14 protein-coding genes are annotated in these 15596 nt (G+C 60.4%); 5 read left to right on the forward strand and 9 right to left on the reverse strand.

The genetic code is table 11. The features are described from left to right. Positions 1-206: 206 nt before the first annotated feature. Both IYW40_RS13480 and IYW40_RS13485 read left to right on the forward strand, forming a co-directional pair. Positions 207-1931, forward strand: a complete 1725-nt coding sequence (locus IYW40_RS13480) for a thiamine pyrophosphate-binding protein (protein WP_246720791.1) — start codon at positions 207-209, stop codon at positions 1929-1931. A 15-nt stretch (positions 1932-1946) separates the two neighbouring features. Next, a complete protein-coding gene (locus tag IYW40_RS13485; RefSeq protein WP_196400885.1) occupies positions 1947-2504 on the forward strand; it encodes a carboxymuconolactone decarboxylase in 558 nt (185 codons plus the stop codon). A gap of 313 nt (positions 2505-2817) precedes the next feature. Here IYW40_RS13485 and IYW40_RS13490 read toward each other — a convergent pair whose 3' ends face one another. After that, positions 2818-3774, reverse strand: a complete 957-nt coding sequence (locus IYW40_RS13490) for a LysR family transcriptional regulator (protein ID WP_196400886.1) — start codon at positions 3772-3774, stop codon at positions 2818-2820. Positions 3775-3904: 130 nt separating this feature from the next. Between IYW40_RS13490 and IYW40_RS13495 the strand changes: the two genes are divergently transcribed. Continuing rightward, a complete protein-coding gene (locus IYW40_RS13495) occupies positions 3905-4843 on the forward strand; it encodes an NAD-dependent epimerase/dehydratase family protein (protein ID WP_196400887.1) in 939 nt (312 codons plus the stop codon). Positions 4844-4850: 7 nt separating this feature from the next. Then, complete coding sequence (locus tag IYW40_RS13500) at positions 4851-5375, forward strand: NADPH-dependent FMN reductase (protein ID WP_196400888.1); 525 nt, start codon at positions 4851-4853, stop codon at positions 5373-5375. 220 nt (positions 5376-5595) lie between these two features. Here IYW40_RS13500 and IYW40_RS13505 read toward each other — a convergent pair whose 3' ends face one another. Then, positions 5596-6003 carry a VOC family protein gene (locus tag IYW40_RS13505; protein ID WP_196400889.1) on the reverse strand — a complete coding sequence of 136 codons (408 nt, stop codon included), beginning with the start codon at positions 6001-6003 and terminating at the stop codon, positions 5596-5598. A gap of 446 nt (positions 6004-6449) precedes the next feature. On the opposite strand from IYW40_RS13505, the gene IYW40_RS13510 reads away from it, so the two are divergent. Then, the gene (locus IYW40_RS13510; protein WP_348644278.1) at positions 6450-7052 is read left to right on the forward strand and encodes a ParB-like protein; all 603 of its coding nucleotides are present in this window, start codon (positions 6450-6452) and stop codon (positions 7050-7052) included. Positions 7053-7127: 75 nt separating this feature from the next. Here the strand turns inward: IYW40_RS13510 and IYW40_RS13515 are convergent, their stop codons facing one another. The 7 genes from IYW40_RS13515 to entS all read right to left on the reverse strand — a co-directional run bounded on the left by IYW40_RS13515 (position 7128) and on the right by entS (position 15594). Then, a complete protein-coding gene (locus IYW40_RS13515) occupies positions 7128-7589 on the reverse strand; it encodes a MucR family transcriptional regulator (RefSeq protein ID WP_196400891.1) in 462 nt (153 codons plus the stop codon). A gap of 593 nt (positions 7590-8182) precedes the next feature. After that, a complete protein-coding gene (locus IYW40_RS13520; protein ID WP_196400892.1) occupies positions 8183-9292 on the reverse strand; it encodes a transporter substrate-binding domain-containing protein in 1110 nt (369 codons plus the stop codon). A gap of 331 nt (positions 9293-9623) precedes the next feature. Then, the gene (gene dhbA, locus IYW40_RS13525; RefSeq protein WP_196400893.1) at positions 9624-10370 is read right to left on the reverse strand and encodes a 2,3-dihydro-2,3-dihydroxybenzoate dehydrogenase; all 747 of its coding nucleotides are present in this window, start codon (positions 10368-10370) and stop codon (positions 9624-9626) included. Positions 10371-10387: 17 nt separating this feature from the next. Further along, complete coding sequence (locus IYW40_RS13530; RefSeq protein WP_196400894.1) at positions 10388-11275, reverse strand: isochorismatase family protein; 888 nt, start codon at positions 11273-11275, stop codon at positions 10388-10390. Positions 11276-11294: 19 nt separating this feature from the next. Then, entirely contained in the window at positions 11295-12917 is a 1623-nt protein-coding gene (locus IYW40_RS13535) for a (2,3-dihydroxybenzoyl)adenylate synthase (protein WP_196400895.1), read from the reverse strand. After that, on the reverse strand, positions 12908-14098 hold the full coding sequence (locus tag IYW40_RS13540) for an isochorismate synthase (RefSeq protein ID WP_196400896.1): 1191 nt from the start codon (positions 14096-14098) through the stop codon (positions 12908-12910). Before IYW40_RS13540 ends, IYW40_RS13535 begins: the two co-directional genes overlap by 10 nt. A 71-nt stretch (positions 14099-14169) precedes the next feature. Next, positions 14170-15594 carry an enterobactin transporter EntS gene (gene entS / locus IYW40_RS13545; protein WP_246720792.1) on the reverse strand — a complete coding sequence of 475 codons (1425 nt, stop codon included), beginning with the start codon at positions 15592-15594 and terminating at the stop codon, positions 14170-14172. Positions 15595-15596 lie beyond the last annotated feature (2 nt).

The following is a 15596-nucleotide window of genomic DNA, read 5'->3' on the forward strand; positions in this document are numbered from 1 at the left end:
GCGCCGACAGCATAAATAGGAACTCGGTCGCACGGATTCACTTCCGGCGACGGCCGAGTTCGCGATTTGCCGCAAGACGCCGCTTGCTCCCGCCACGCCTATCGCGGTCAAAATCCTCCATTGATCCTCAAGCTTGCGCTCGACTATATGAAGTGCTGGCGAATGCGCTTTTTTCATGCGCGCCTGACGCGTCAATGGAGCTTGGAATGCACCTAGGGGTCGACTTCATCCTCGAAGCGCTGGCGCGCGAAGGACTCGACCATGTGTTCATGGTGCCCGGCGGCCTCGTCGATCCTTTTCTGCCGGCTTTCGGACGACAGGAAGCGCTGACGCCGATCGTCGCCGCGCAAGAAGGCGGCGCCGCCTATATGGCGGACGGCTACGCGCGCGCGAGCGGAAATTTCGGCGCCGCGCTTTGCATCGGCGGGCCCGGCCTTACTAATACCGTCACCGCCGTGGCGACCGCGCAGTCCGACGGCTCGCCGCTTCTTCTGATGAGCGGCGAAGTGGCGACGGTCCTCGAGGGCTTGGGCGTATTTCAGGACGCAAGCCCCCAGACGCTGGACGACGTCGCGATCATGAAGCCGCTGACGCGCTATTCCTCATCGATCGACAATCCGAAGAATATGCCGCATCTATTTGAGCACGCCCTGCTACAGCTTCGTACCCGTCCCGCTGCGCCCGTGCACCTCTCATTGCCTGGCGACTGCCTGGCCGCAGAGATTTCCGTCAGCCATACGCCGATCGATCGGGCCTTGGTCGATTACAACGCGCTGTCGATGGCGGCCGCCGAGTCGTCGTTGCAACATTTTTATGGCGGTTCTGGCGGCAAGCCGCCCGTCAAAATCGCCATACTGGCCGGCGCGGGCGTCGAGCACTCGAAAGCCGCCAATGCGCTGAAGGAATTCGCCGAGACTTGGCGCATTCCCGTCGCGACGACGCTGCGCGGAAAGGGCGTCTTCCCGGAGGACCATCCGCTTTCGCTCGGCGTGTTCGGCTATGCGGGCACGCACCATTCCCGCGCCGCGCTGATGGACCCCTCGCTCGATCTGCTGATCATTTTGGGGTCGGGACTGAACGAGCGCGACACGATGCATTGGGCGCTCCAAGTGAAACCCAATAAGACGATCTGCGTCAACTTGCTGCCCTCCGCGATCGGCACGCATGTCCAGGACGGCGGGATCGTTGGCAGCTGCGGCGCCTATCTTGGCTATCTGCTCGATCAAAGCGATAGGTTGCGCGCGTCTCTCGAGCCGACGCTCTCCGCACGCGCGGCTTGGATGTCCGAAATCCGCGCTCAACCTCGCCTGCAGGACCCAGAAAACTGCGAGAGCGATGCGGCTCCGATTCATCCGGCGCGCGTCATCAGCGAGCTGAGAAAGGCATTCCCGCGCGACGGCGTTCTGGTGGTGGATTCCGGCGCCCATCGCGCCTTCGCCGGCCATTACTGGGAAGCTTACGAACCCAAAACCTACGTATCCGCCACAAATCTCGGGCCGATGGGCTGGGCGATCGGCGCTGCGATCGGCGTGCAATGCGCACAGCCGCGCCGCCGCGTGGCGGTCGTCACGGGCGATGGATGCATGCGCATGGGCGGCACGGAAATCGCCACCGCGGCGCGCTACCAGCTGCCGGTGATCTACGTCGTCATCAACAATGCCGCGCTTGGCAATGTCTGGTTGCGCGCGCATGGACTCGGTCCAACGCCCGACGAATTGACGCGATTGCCGGATCACGACTGGGCGGGTTTTGCGCAGGCCTTGGGCTCTCGCGCCGAAACCGTGCGCTCTCCGGGCGATCTTGCCGGCGCATTCGAGAGAGCATTGCAGGGCGTGGGCCCCTGCCTCATCGACGTCAAAGCCGACAAGGCCTTCTCGACCCCGGTGAAGGACTGGGCCGAGGCCATTGCGGCCTATTCCTACCACGAGTGACAAGGGGAAGCGCCGATGGCTGAGTTGCCTTTTGATCCTTCAACGCTGTCGCCGGCCGATCGTGCGCGCTATGACCGCATGGTCGAACGGCGGAAGGCGCAAGGCGCAGGCTTCGGCGGTCCCTACGCCGCGCTGATGAACCATCCGCAGCTGTGCGAAAAGATCGAGGACCTCGGCTATTATTTAAAATTCCAGGGCCACCTACCCCGCGAGGTGTATCAGTTTATCGTGCTGTTCGTCGCGCGTCGGACCGGGGCCGCCTTCGAATGGGCTGATCATGTTCAGCACGCCGAAGCGGCGGGCGTTCCATCCTCGCTGATCAGCGCCCTTGAAAGAGACGAAGACTTAGGCGCCGTCGCTTCATCGCCCTATGATCTCGTCACTGAGGTGCTGGCGTCGACATTGTCCTGGCGAAATATTCCGCAGAACGTTCAGGACGAAGCCATCAAGGCGTTCGGCGTCGAAGGGTTTATCGAACTCGTCGTCCTGTCCGGTTTTTATCAGATGTTTTCGGCGATCAACCAGGGTTTCCACGTCGCATTGCCGCCAGGCGTCGAGAAGCCGTTCAAGTAAATCGCCCGTCAAATCGAAAGGCAGGCGCTCAGGCTCCGCTGTCGCGCCACGACATGATGACGTGTTCGGCGCGATATCGCGACGAGCGGCATGAAATTCCTTGCATCGGCTTTGCCTGCGACCGTGCTTGACGACTCTGGGCGCTCGCCGCCGGAAGCGCCGATTGAGCGGCGGCGCGCGCATTGCGAATGCGCCGCAGATGAACTCTGCAGCGAAATCGTCTCCCCGTGCCGCGATCTTGATGCGACCGGAGACGACGTCCGCCAGGGGCGAAACAGTCTTGGCGTTACCGAATCGGAGTTGGTCCGGCCGTTTAACGGAGCGTTCTCCACCGCTTAGGAGAGGGGATTTCTCCTTCATAAACTTTCTTCGCCTCGTCTCGCACGAGCGCGCAGAACCATTTTACCAAAGGGTCCATGGCCCGAAGCTGGGAGGAAACAAGAGTCATCGGCAGTGAGATATTCTGGAAAGGAGGCTTAAGCAAAACGAGTCCGAAGTGATCCGCGAAGCGGCGCGCAAATGTGGCCGAGAGAGTCGTCACCATATCCGTCGCCGCGACGCAAGCGAGCGCGGTCGTAAAATGGGGGGCGATGAAGGCCATGCGGCGGGACACGCCTGACGCCGCGAGCATGGCGTCGATCTCCGACGCGCCATCGCCGAGCAGCGCGACGCCGACATGATCGAAGCGACCGTAATCTTCGAGTTTCCACCGGCGCTTAGCCGCCCGATGACCTCGGCGCAGAATGAGCGCAAGCTCATCGCAGGCGACCGTCTCGCTCACGGCCCCTGGCGGGAGAGGCGTGGTCGCCAAGGCGAAGGCGAGATCGAGCGCGCCGCTCTCCATTCGCCTAAGAACGTCGCTGCCATAGGGTTCGAAGCGAAGATCGACCAGCGGCGCCTCACGCGACAGACGGCTCATGATTGGCGGTCCGAGCAAAATCGACTGAACGTCGGCCGCCGCGACGCGCAAGACTCGGCGTTCTTTCGCGGGGTCGAATGGCGTCGGCGCAAATACCGGCTTGAGACCATCGAGCGCAGCGACGACCTGCGGCGCCAGCGTTTGCGCCTTCGGAGTCAACGCGAAGCCTTCGCGCGTGCGAACGAGGAGTGGGTCCCCAAGAAGGTCCCGCAACCGCGCGAGCGCGCGACTCATAGCCGGCTGGCTCAGCCCGACGTCCTCGGCGGCGCGCGTGACATTGCGCCGCCGCAGCAAGGCGTCGAGCGGCGGCAAGAGATTGAGATCAACGCCAGCTAAATGCACTTTATGCATAGTAACTATCATAACAATGCATTTTCTATATACAACGGGCCGCGATATGCTCATGCGCAGAAGGCGACCTCGCCCGCATGAGGGTTGGAGAGGCCGTTCGCAAATTTAACGAGACTCGAAGCAGAGGCGGATGAGTTCTGATGTTACGGTCTTCGGCTTCGGGCCGGTGGGACGGGAGACGACGCGGCGGCTTCTCGCGCAAGGCGTCTCCGTTCGCGTCGCGCAGCGCCACGCGCCGCCTGATTTACCTCAAGGCGCGCGTTTCATCGCTTGCGACGTCCTGGACGCTGAGGCTGTTCGTCGGACAACTGAGGGTGCGCAGCAAATCGTCGTAGCAGTCGGATTTCCCTATGAGGGCGACGTCTGGCGCGTCGCCTGGCCGCGCGCGATGACGAATTTTGTTAGCGCCTGCGAGGCGACGCGCGCCCGCATGGTGTTTGTCGATAATCTTTACATGTATGGTCCGCAAAACGCGCCCTTGCGCGAGGACATGCCCCTTGTTCCTTTTGGCGTGAAGCCGGCCGTTCGCGTCGAGGCGACCCGTATCTGGATGGCGGCGGCGGAAGCTGGACGAATCCGGGCGACGGCTCTACGCGCCTCAGATTTTTATGGACCCGGCGTCACCTTATCTCATTTGGGCGCGAACGCCTTCGGCGCAATCGCCAAAAGGAAGCGCGCCGTTTTGCTCGCGCCGCCAGACGCGCAGCATGATTTTGCTTATGTTCCCGACGTCGCGCGTGGGGTCGTCACACTGCTCGACGCGCCAGACGACGCTTACGGCCACGCTTGGCACCTCCCCTGCGCGCCGACGCGCACGCCGCGTGAAATCCTAACTCTTGGCGCCCAGGCGCTCGATCGCGCACCACGTATTTTTGCCTTGCCGCTAGCATCCCTTCGAGTCCTTGGACTGGGCTCCCCTCTATTGCGGGAAATGACTGAGATGCGGTTTCTTTGGGATCGCCCCTACCGTGTCGATGCGCGCAAATTTTCATCGCGGTTTTGGTCGGACCCGACGCCGCTCGAGGTAGGAGCGGCGGTGACAGCTCGATCTTTTGTCGACGGCGGTTGAAGAAGCCATGCGAATATTGGGGATTTCCGGCAGTTTACGAACTGCATCCTCAAACAGTGCGACCTTAAGGGCGATGGCTTTGCTCGCGCCTCCTTTCGTCGACTTTGTTCTCTACGACGGGCTTGCAAGCCTGCCGCATTTCAATCCGGATCTCGATCGCGCCGAGGCGTCTCAACCTCCTCCCTGCGAAGTTCGCGCGCTACGCAAGAGTATTGGTCAAAGCGACGGCGTCGTGATCGCATCGCCAGAATACGCGCACGGCGTTCCGGGCTCTTTAAAGAACGCACTCGATTGGCTCGTCGGGAGCGTCGAATTTCCCGGCAAGCCTGTTGCGGTGATCAATACGTCGCCGCGCGCAACCCATGCAGACGCACAACTTCGAGAAATCCTGATCACCATGTCAGCTAAACTCATTGAGATGGGCCCAATAGCCGTCCCTTATGACGCGAAAGAGATCGAGTTCGATCTGACTTTGTCGGACAAGCTTCGCGCCGCCTTGTCGGATCTCTTCGAGGCGATGCAAGACCCGTGATCACGCATAACTGTCCCCGCATGGATTTGTGGTGATTTTCAGATCTGGGGCCGCTAAATCCGTGGGCTCTCGCGCTCGGTCGCCCCATATGCTGACCGCGCAATTTAGCACGGGCGCGCCCTCCGCCGGTACGCGTGCGGATTAAATCACGCTCGACCTCCGCCGCGCCAGGCACAGCAATCATAAGCCGCCCCATGCACGTCGATATGTCCGCGAACAGTTAGCGCCCTTGGGGACCCTTGAGTTCGACAACATTTCGCTCGGGATCCGTGACATAGATAGAAGGTCCGTCGCCTTCGGCGCCGTAACGGAAACGGGTCGGGCCGGCTTCGATGCCGTTGGCTTCAAGATGTCTGCGGATGCCGGGCTCATCAAAGGGATCAACACGGAAACAGAAGTGATCTAGGTTCCGCCCGCCCTTCCCCGGCGCCTCGCCTCCGGCGCTGCCGAGTTCGCCATCGACCGGCACAAGATCGAGAAGCGACCGGCCTGCTCTCAGCTGTATTAGGCCAATCGCCTCTTGTCGCCGCTCAATTGTGCATCCCAGAACATCGCAATAGAACTTCAGCATTGCGTCAAGGTTCACGACGCGAAGCACGAGATGGTCAATTTCTCGGATGCGAATCATGACAACGGCTCCTCAAGCGACGCTCGCGCGACAAAAGCTTCCCGTGGCCGAATCTCGCTTCGAATGCGAGACTCTCGAAGCGGCTCGGCACCGACGTCTTTTGAGCTGGCCGATTCGCGCGTCGGCGCTGGCGACCCGCCGCCTCGTTAGTGACCCTGTCGTCCCGCCCTTTCCAAAGCTTCGCCAAGGCTCTTCATACTAAGCCGAGGAAAACCGCCAGGCTGATACGCATACGCGCGTCGAATGACCGCATTGTAGCAGACGGCGCTCCTCGTCAGGATCAGCGGGACTCCTGATAAAACGCGCCCGCTCAGTCTGGGCGTTTTCTTCGGTGGATTTGCGTTGGCCAGACCGCTTTCCCTGCCCAGCAAGCGCCTTGTGAGCGCGGAGCGGGCGTGGCCACGTCAAGGACGGCGTCAGAACGGTTGCCAAGCATGGAAGCGGCCGTGAAAACTGTTTCAGTCAAGCTTGCACAGCTGCGACCGACCCAGATTGCGGTCGGATATGAGGGGGTCAGCGCCAAGCGCTTGAAGTGGCGCGCCTTGTCGGCTGGAGAAAAACTCCGTTTTCTCGCGGGTCACCCTTTTCCTGCTGTATACGGACCTGACGCGCAATATTTCCTGATTGACGGACATCACATGGCTCTCGCGCTTCTTCAGGAGAGAGTCGACTTGGTTTCAGTGCGTCAGATCGAAGATCTATCTAGCCTCGATGCAAATCAGTTTTTCGTGGCGCTTCGGAAACGCGACTTAATTTGCTCTAGCGGCGCGCCGCAGACCCTTTCGGAGTTGCCGCGCGCGCTTCAGGACTTGGCGGACGATCCCTTCCGGAGCCTCATAGCCCGCCTGCGCCGGGACTGCGGATGCCCGAAAGATCATGCGCCTTTCGCCGAATTTCGCTGGGCCGATTTCCTACGGGTCCATATCAACTTCGATTTACACCGAAGTGACCCTGCCCTCGCGATCAAAGCAGCCAAAAGGCTGATTCGCGACGCGTGGTGCAAAGACCCATGCGCTGAATGCCGCTGCACGGAAGAAGCGGTTTCATAGGAGTCTCGGTGGATAAGGTCGATCATGAGCGTTTGGGAGGGGAATGCGTCTCAGATCACCACCCGCTCCACCGATTTAAGCGCTCGCCTTCGGCTTGCGCCCGCGCTTTGCCGGAGGGGCAGCCTTGTCGCGCGATTGACCGAGCCCCATGCTCTTCGCCAGATCCGAGCGCCGCGCCGCATAATTCGCCGCGACCATGGGATAGTCGGCGGGCAAGCCCCACTTGGCGCGATACTCCTCCGGCGTCATGCCCAGCGTCGCAAGATGCCGCTTGAGCGATTTGAACCGCTTCCCGTCATCCAGACAGATCAGATGGTCCGCCGTAACCGACTTGCGGATGGAGACGGCAGGCGTGGGCTGCTCTGCTGGCGAAGCTATCGTCGCCGGCGCGCCCGTCGCGAGGCGACGCAACGTCGCATCCACGGACAAAATCAGAGCGGGAAGCTCCGATACTGGAAGCGAATTGCGAGAGACGAAGGCCGCCACGATTTCGGCGGCGAGCTCGGTCGTATTCGGCTGATCTGTATTTGATGTCACGGAAATTCCTCGAAGCGGTCGTACCCCCCTCGATACGCCGACATTGCTTCCGCGTCGATAGGCGCCGTTCTACTTGCGCCGCAAATGCCGCGGCTCCAAACTCTGGCGACGATGGTTTCTGACCGTCGCGCCCCAAGGCCCACTCCTAAACACCCAAAGAGCGAACGGCCCAGCAAGCCTGTGCGCTCCTTTAGAATTCACTCTTGAGAGCCCGTCTGAATACCGCCAACCAGGTCTCAAGCGAGTCACCCGGAGGAGCTAAGTCCTCGGGGTGCTTTGCATCGGCTAAAGATAGAGAGATCACTTACCGGCGATAGCGCCATCCACTAGCCTGCCCGCCAGCCCGGCAACCGCCATATGGGCCACGGTGTCCGTAAACGCCACATCCCCCATAAACTTTCTCGATCGGAGCCTGAACCGCAGCATTCACCGAGGCTGCCGGCATGGCGTTCGATGCTGTAGGCGCGAAAGCAAAACCAAGACCAAGTGTAGCCGCGGTCACCAAAATCCGAAAGTGTGCCATAACTTCTCCTGTAGCTATCGGCGACACGCTATCTCCTAATTCGTAATTGCGCCACGCGTTTCGTGCGCTCTCAGCCGCCAAAATACTTTTTTCGTAAACGGTCTATCAGGCCGGTCTCCCAGGCGAGCATCACCTGTTTCGAGAGCTTCAGACGGATTGGGCTCCCGGCCTTCAGGGCGAACCCATACTTCTCGTGTTTTATGACCTTGCCCACGGGAATCACGGGTAAATCGGGGCGCTGATGTAAGAGATAAACGAGGGAAGGCTGGTCGCCGACGATCGCATCCACGCGATTTTCCGCTAGCGCCTTGACGAGATTGCCAAGGGTACTGAATCCCCGGCCGGACAGTCCCGCCTTCGCGACATACATGTTCGCGACGCTCCCGCTGAGCGTGCCAACAATCTTGCCTTTGAGATCCGTTAAATCCTCGATCCTGTCTTTGTCTGCGACCCATATGCGCCGTTCCAGAGAGTTGACGGTCATGACGCTGGTGATCGACGACGTTATGTAAGCCACAACCCCCGCGCCCATGACGAGCCAGATACCTGCGATCATCGTCCCGTAACTTCCGAACACCAGCTTGTGATTTGTTTTCCCCGACGTCAGAACCGAGAGGACGTGATAAAAACTCTCGGAAAAGCCCTGTTTCCACTCCGTCGGAAACTCGGGGTCCAGGCGCCGATCCAGCGCCGTAAGCAGAAAAGAAGCGACGATCACGCCGAGCCCCATCCAAAGATACACTCTAAGATGGCCATTCTCCTCAAGCTGCTCGAAGAAACTCCAGAAACCAGTCGGTGGCGCTTGATGAATCATCATCTGCAAGCCCGCATCGAACCAGGGCTGGGAAAAATCCATTCGCTCCATCCGCTCGGCGTTTATGGTCAGCTCGGTGACCGCAACGTCGGATTTTCCTGTGGTTACCGAATCGAGAAGCTCTTGGAGGGTTGAAGCTTCCCGGTATTCGTAATCCAAGCCCATGCGTTTGGCGCTCTCCTCCCACAGGTCGATCGCAAATCCAGTAAACCCCTGGTCAGACTTCATTACGAACGGAGGACTTTCCAACACCACAACCTGCATCTTTTTTGCCGGAAGGGAGCTGGTTTCCGCGCATGCGGGCGTGGACAGAGCGATGGCGAAGCAGGCTACGATCGCGGGCAGTAAGAAGTTGATTTTGATCATCGTTCCGGCCGGGGGCCGGCTCTCCGAAGCTTGAGTGTCGCGATCGCGCTTGGTGATTTATAACTTGTCGAAGCGGTCCCGCCAAAAACCAACGCCCGAGGCGCCGCGCGGCGGATGTCGGTTCTGCGCCCAGCAAAGAGTGGTGATCTTCGACGCGACCGGAAGTCGGGTCCTACGAGCGCGAAGCACCGCCGCGTCTTCTGCGCGTTCGCCGCCTCTCGGAATTCGGGCTCGAACTGATCCGCGAGAGAGTCGGAGCGGACGGCATGAAGGCCGCGCGGACGCCCGCGAGGGCATGTCGGCAGGCCCGGCCGCGCGCGCCTGTCAGCCTTTAAGCTGCAAGCGTCGCGCCGCCGTCCACGACAAGGTCCTGAAGCGTGATATGGCTGGCGAGATCCGACGCAAGAAACACGACGGCGCTTGCGATCTCCTCTGGGGCAGCGATTTTTCCCAGCGGAATTCCCAATTTGAAGGCCCCAAGGTCTCCGGCGATCACTTGCTTCTCTGCGTCTGCCGAACGCCACATGGACCGCTGCATGGCGGTGTCCGTGGAGCCAGGGGAGACGAGATTGCACCTCACGCCATAAGGCGCGAGCTCCAAGCCCACGCAGTGGGTCAGACTGGTCAGCGCCGCCTTCGAGGCGCAATAGGCGCTCATCAGCATGCGCGGCGTATGCGCAGCGTTGGAGCCGACGCTGACGATCGCGCCCGAGCGCTGCCGTTTGAACTGCGGGATGGTCTGCTGAAACAGGTGGAAAGGGCCGGACGCGTTGACGTTCATACACGCGGACCAATCATCAAAGCTCAACTCTTCCGTCGAACCGAGTCGCAGCACGCCCGCGGCGCTTACCAGCACATCCAGTCTTGGACATTCTTCGAACAAGGCTCGGCAGGTTTTTTGCACCTGATCGCGCTCGCTGACGTCGAGGCGCACGGTCGCGAAAGGATAGCTCGAGGCCGCAAATGTCTTGTCCAGCCCGACAACGTCGCCGCCGAGCGCCGCGAACTGGCCGGCCGTCGCATAGCCAATTCCCTGGCCGGCGCCCGTGACCCAGATCCGCTTTCCTGTAAAATCCATTCGTAACCGCCGAGATGTCACGCGGACACGACCGCGGCGAGCCGGCGATCGATGATCTCCCACCAGCCATTCAAGGTCGGCTTTTTCGCCAGCTCGTCAAAACCCACATCTATGCCGAGCTTGCGCCATTCGGTGACCAGCATCATGACTCGCACCGAGTCGAGGCCGTAATCGATAAGGTTTTCGTTGGGGTCGAATTCTGATTCCTCGACATCGAGCGCCGGCAAGAGCTGTTTCTTGAGGTCTTCTCTGGTCAATAGAGCCGAACTTGCGTTTCGGGTGGCGATCATGTCGTCAACGCCGACCACCATGCCGCAGCGTCCGGCGACATAGTTCAGAGTCATGAGATGATCCTCGAGCGAAAAATCGCCGATGGCGTCGGCGATCATGAAAGGCTTGATGTCATGCATGAACGCGTCGAGCGCCGTCGTCAGACAACCGATGTGGCCGTAGACGCCGCAGATCGCCAGTTGATCTCTGCCCATCTCCTTCATCATTTCGGCCAATCGCGAGCGCTTGAACGCGCTATAACGCCACTTCGTCAGCACTATATCCCCTGCGTCCGGCAATAGAGGCTCAACGATTTTGCGTCGGTGCGGTTGGGCGTTCAGACCGGGTCCCCACATATCATTCAGCAAGCCGCGATCTTCATCGCTCTGTTCAATAGGCTGCGCAGTGTAGATCACTGGCGCGCCGCTGGCCCTGAAAAAGGCGCGCAGCCTTCGAATATTTGAGATGAGCTGATCGACGAGTGGACTTTCCTCGCCGTAGAAGCCGACGAAATAGTCTTGCATGTCGTGGATCAGCAGCGCCGCGCGCTCGGGCGCAAAATTCCAATTGACTTTGTTTATTCGGAAGGAATCCGGGCCCGGCATTGCGTAGGATGCAAGGGATTGTATGGCCATGGTCAATTCCTGTTTGCTTTTAGACGTTGAGCTTTGCCTGGATGTCATCGCGCAGCGTTTGCTTGTCGACCTTACCGAAGGCGGTAAGCGGCATCTGATCGATGAATTCAAAACGATCGGGGAGCTTGAATTCCGCAATTCCCTGGCTGCGCAGATGCTTTCGCAAAGCGAACGGCCTTAACGCGGCATCGTTCGCGACAATATAAGCGCAGCTTCTCTCTCCCATCAGGGAATCGGGCATGGAAATGAGCGCCGCGTGCACGACCGCCCGGTGCTGCAGCAGCAAATTTTCGATCTCTTCGGCAGGAATCTTCTCGCCGCCGCGGTTGATCTGATCCTTCTTGCGGCCTACGACTTTCACATATCCGTCCGCCGTCATCTCGACGAGATCGCCCGTGTGATAGAATCCGTCTTCATCGAAGGCGCGAGCGTTATGTTCTGGGGAGCGATAATAGCCCCGGATCGTGTATGGACCACGAGCCAGCAGCTCTCCGACTTCGCCTGCGGCGACCTCTTCGCCATCTGCATCGACGACTTTCAGCTCATCATCGGGACTCATTGGCCGCCCTTGAGTCGTAAAAATGCGCTCGGGATCGTCGTCAAGACCCGTGTAGTTCACCAAGCCTTCCGCCATGCCAAAAACCTGCTGCAGCCGACAACCGAAGGTCGTGACAATTTGGCGGGCGACCGTCTCGCTGAGTCGCGCGCCGCCGACCTGCATCACTGTGAGATTCGGCGCTTCGCGAGAGTCGTTGGCGGCGGCGTCAAGCCATAACGAAGCAACCGTCGGCACGATGGCCGTGAAGTTCACCTTGTGACGACGAATGAGATCGAAGCAGAGATCCGCGCTCGGATTTCGCGCCATCACCACCGTTCCGCCGGCGTGAAAGACGCCGAGCGCGCCGGGCGAACTCAGCGGAAAATTATGGGGTGCTGGAAGCGCGCACAGATAGCGGCTCTCGGATGTGAGGCGGCAGATTTCCGCGCTTCGCCGCACGCTGTAGTAGTAATCGTCATGGGTGCGCGGAATGAGCTTGGGAACGCCGGTGCTGCCGCCCGACAATTGGAAAAACGCCACCTGATCGGCCGCAGAAGGGCGCGGTTCGTCCGCCGCGCCGTCTAAGTCACTTTCCCACAGCGACTCTAGATTTTCGGCATATCCAATTCGCCCGTGGATCGCGATGACGCTTAATGTCGGCGCGAAGCGCCGTAAGCCTGTGACAAAGGCGTCATCCGCGAAGAGCCGATGTTCGGCCGACGCGATCAGAAGCTTGGGCCGAAGCTGTTGCGCATAGGCGGTCATCTCCAGCCTGTCGTGGCTGAACAGCGCATTGACCGGCGCCACGCCCATTTTGAGCAGCGCAAAAAAGACGATGTAAAACTCGGCGATGTTGGGAAGTTGAACCAGAGCCGTATCGCCTTGCTCGATTCCGCGCCGTGCAAGGCTCGACGCCAGTCGCGACGACTTCGCGTCGAGCTGAGCGTAAGTGAAATGTCGATCGCCGCAAATCAGCGCGACTCCGTCGGGACGATGCTGGCGTGTATATCGCAAAATTTCAGTCAGCGGCTCGCCGCGCCAATAGCCTTTGTCGCGATATCTGCGGGCAAAGACTTTGGGCCAGGGCGTGAACTCTATCGGCATGCGGGGCGCTCCCCGGTTTCTATTCCGAAGGCGCGCAGCATCGTGCCGAGCTTGGCTTCAGTTTCCGCCCATTCCGATTCCGGGTCAGACGCTTCGACGATGCCGGCGCCGGCAAAGAGTCGAATCGCTTTGTCGTGAACCGTTCCGCACCTTATCGCCACCGCCCATTCGCCATCGCCCGCTGAATCGCACCATCCGACGGCGCCGCTGAACACCCCGCGGTCGAATGGCTCCAGAGCGCTAATCAGCGACCGCGACTCAGCGGTTGGATAACCGCAGACCGCAGGCGTCGGATGCAGCCGACAGGCAAGTTGAAGCGCCGACGTGTGGTGGTTGGCCAGTTCGCCGGTGATCAATGTCGAGAGATGCCACATCGTCGACGTGTTCATGAGCGCTGGCTCAGTGGGCGTCGTTAGAGCTTTGCATACGGGCTCCAGCGCTTCCTGTATTTCCTCCACGACGAGCCTGTGTTCGAAATTGTCCTTGTTCGACTGCAACAACGTGCGGCTCGCCAATTGATCCTCGTCCGGGTCCGATCTGCGTTTGGCCGAACCGGCCAAGGGATTAGAACGAATGGCGGCTCCGTCCTTTCGGATCAGGAGCTCTGGACTTGCGCCAAGCAATATCGCGCCATCGCCCAAAGGCGCCTTGAAATGATAGCCGCTGGGATTTTGCTTCACCAAGGCGTTCAAGATCGCTGCGACGTCGACCGGTTGCGCGAGTTCGATTTCGAGGATGCGGGATAGAACCGCTTTCGACATTTTCCCGGCGCGAAAGCTTGTGATCGCGCGCGTGACGGCGTCTTTAAAGGCGTCCTTGTCGGGGAGGCTACGCATGCCGAGCACCGTGGGCGCGCGCTCCGAGCGTCGCTCTTCGACCATCAGCGTCTCTCTCGCGAAAGCCGTATAGCTCATTGGCACGAACAATGAGCAGGGCTGCCGAATGTCGAAGGGAATGGCGCCCGCGACGATGGGATTCGCCTGTCCGGCCCGCCGCGCCCGATTGATTGCACCCTGCACGGCCGTCTGCAGGAAACTATCCGAATGCGCCGCGCCACACGCCGAAAGGCAAATTTCCTCGGCGACGCCGAACGCTTTGATGCTGCGGTGCGGCGAGGTGAACAAGAAGGTGGGGTTCGCTTCAATGCTTGAATGTGATGGAGGAAGACTAACCGCATTCATTGTCGCACCTCTTCTGCTATCGAATTTCTTCATCAAAGGCCTTACATGCGCGCCCGGCGCATCAAGCCTTCTCACTCTTCAAGAATTGAGGCTGCGGCTGTTCTGTCGGCGGCGGTCGAAGGGAAATCCTCGCTTTTCTTTAACGAGGCGAAACGAAGCGAACGAAATCCGATCGCCATCGCCCCGCTTGAAAGAAGCGCGACAAGGCTGAAAATGAGAACCGCTGACGTCAGCGGAAAAACGCGAGTCAGGCCTCCAAGCGCAAGCGCGCCAAACGCGTCGCCGGTGACCGCCTGAGCGGCCCATAGACCATTGACCCGGCCCAACAAATGTTCCGGCGTGTGGCGTTGGACAAGAGTGAACTGCAGAAGCGATGCGATCGAGCTCAAATAGCCAAAGCCCGCCAGCGCCACAAAGGCGACCACAGGATAGCTGATAAATCCGAGCGACCCGAGCGCGACGAAAGCTGCCGCGCCGCTTGCGAGCAGTAGCGCTCCGGAACGAGCAAAGCCGCCGAGCCAACCGCCCGTTAAGGCCGCCACCGTCGCGCCAAGCGGCGCAGCGGCATACATCATCCCCACCGCCGACGGCCCGACGCGGTACACATCCTCGGCAAGCGCCGGCATGAGAATGCGAACGCCGCCGCCGAGACTGACAAGCGCCCCCACCGCGACGACGGCGCCGACAAGCCTGTTGACGAAAAGATAGCCTATGCCCGCCCCGAGCGCGCGCAGCGGGTGCTGCGGTTCGCGTCTGGCGGGAGGCATCGGCGGAAGCCGCATGAGCTGAGCGACGGTCAGCAGCGCGCCGATCGCGGCTGCGAGGTAATTCCAGCCGACGCCGAAAGACGCAATCACCATCCCGCCGAGCGCCGGAGAGAGGATTCCGCCCATGCGGACCGTCAGCATGTTGAACTGGCCGGCAGATCCAAGATTTTCGCGGCCGACGAGAAAAGGCGTAGCCGCGAGCAGCGCAGTAACGCCGAGCGCGCTGAAAAATCCGTCCCACAGCGCCAACGCATAGATCGCCAGCACTGAGGGCGACGAGCTGAAGCCATTGACGGCGAGCGCCGCGAAGCCAAGGCCGCACACAGATCGCGCAAAGAGGATGAGCTTGCGCCTATCCCACCGGTCCGCAAGCACCCCACCCGCCAACAGCCCGGCGAAGGCGCCGCCGCCGCCAAGCGCCATGGAAATTCCGACTTGCATGGGCGAGCCGGTCAATTCCTGGATTTGAACTGGGACCGCCACTGTCAGCATGCCCAGCGAAAACACCGACAGGGTTCGAGCGATGACGACGGTACGAAACGCTGCATTGTCGCGCAGCAGGCTAAGGTCCATCAGCAGAGTAGATTTGTTCTTGGCGATGTTCTTGGCGATGTTCTTGGCGATGTTCTTGGCGACGGCGCCCGCCGGATCACGAGACGAACCCGACGATACGGCATGGCCTTCGTTGCGCGTCTCTTGCGACGCTTCTGGGGAGTGCTGAGTATCCATCC

Origin of the sequence: Methylocystis sp. H4A, assembly GCF_015709545.1 — a bacterium.
GTDB classification, from domain to species: domain Bacteria; phylum Pseudomonadota; class Alphaproteobacteria; order Rhizobiales; family Beijerinckiaceae; genus Methylocystis; species Methylocystis silviterrae.

Bases quoted from the DNA above. Each gene is read 5' to 3' on its own strand.
- entS (WP_246720792.1), bottom strand. From the start codon at position 15,594: ATGGATACTCAGCACTCCCCAGAAGCGTCGCAAGAGACGCGCAACGAA.
- IYW40_RS13500 (WP_196400888.1), top strand. From the start codon at position 4,851: ATGCGAATATTGGGGATTTCCGGCAGTTTACGAACTGCATCCTCAAAC.
- IYW40_RS13480 (WP_246720791.1), top strand. From the start codon at position 207: ATGCACCTAGGGGTCGACTTCATCCTCGAAGCGCTGGCGCGCGAAGGA.
- IYW40_RS13540 (WP_196400896.1), bottom strand. From the start codon at position 14,098: ATGAATGCGGTTAGTCTTCCTCCATCACATTCAAGCATTGAAGCGAAC.
- IYW40_RS13520 (WP_196400892.1), bottom strand. From the start codon at position 9,292: ATGATCAAAATCAACTTCTTACTGCCCGCGATCGTAGCCTGCTTCGCC.
- IYW40_RS13535 (WP_196400895.1), bottom strand. From the start codon at position 12,917: ATGCCGATAGAGTTCACGCCCTGGCCCAAAGTCTTTGCCCGCAGATAT.
- IYW40_RS13530 (WP_196400894.1), bottom strand. From the start codon at position 11,275: ATGGCCATACAATCCCTTGCATCCTACGCAATGCCGGGCCCGGATTCC.
- IYW40_RS13505 (WP_196400889.1), bottom strand. From the start codon at position 6,003: ATGATTCGCATCCGAGAAATTGACCATCTCGTGCTTCGCGTCGTGAAC.
- IYW40_RS13495 (WP_196400887.1), top strand. From the start codon at position 3,905: ATGAGTTCTGATGTTACGGTCTTCGGCTTCGGGCCGGTGGGACGGGAG.
- IYW40_RS13490 (WP_196400886.1), bottom strand. From the start codon at position 3,774: ATGCATAAAGTGCATTTAGCTGGCGTTGATCTCAATCTCTTGCCGCCG.
- IYW40_RS13485 (WP_196400885.1), top strand. From the start codon at position 1,947: ATGGCTGAGTTGCCTTTTGATCCTTCAACGCTGTCGCCGGCCGATCGT.
- dhbA (WP_196400893.1), bottom strand. From the start codon at position 10,370: ATGGATTTTACAGGAAAGCGGATCTGGGTCACGGGCGCCGGCCAGGGA.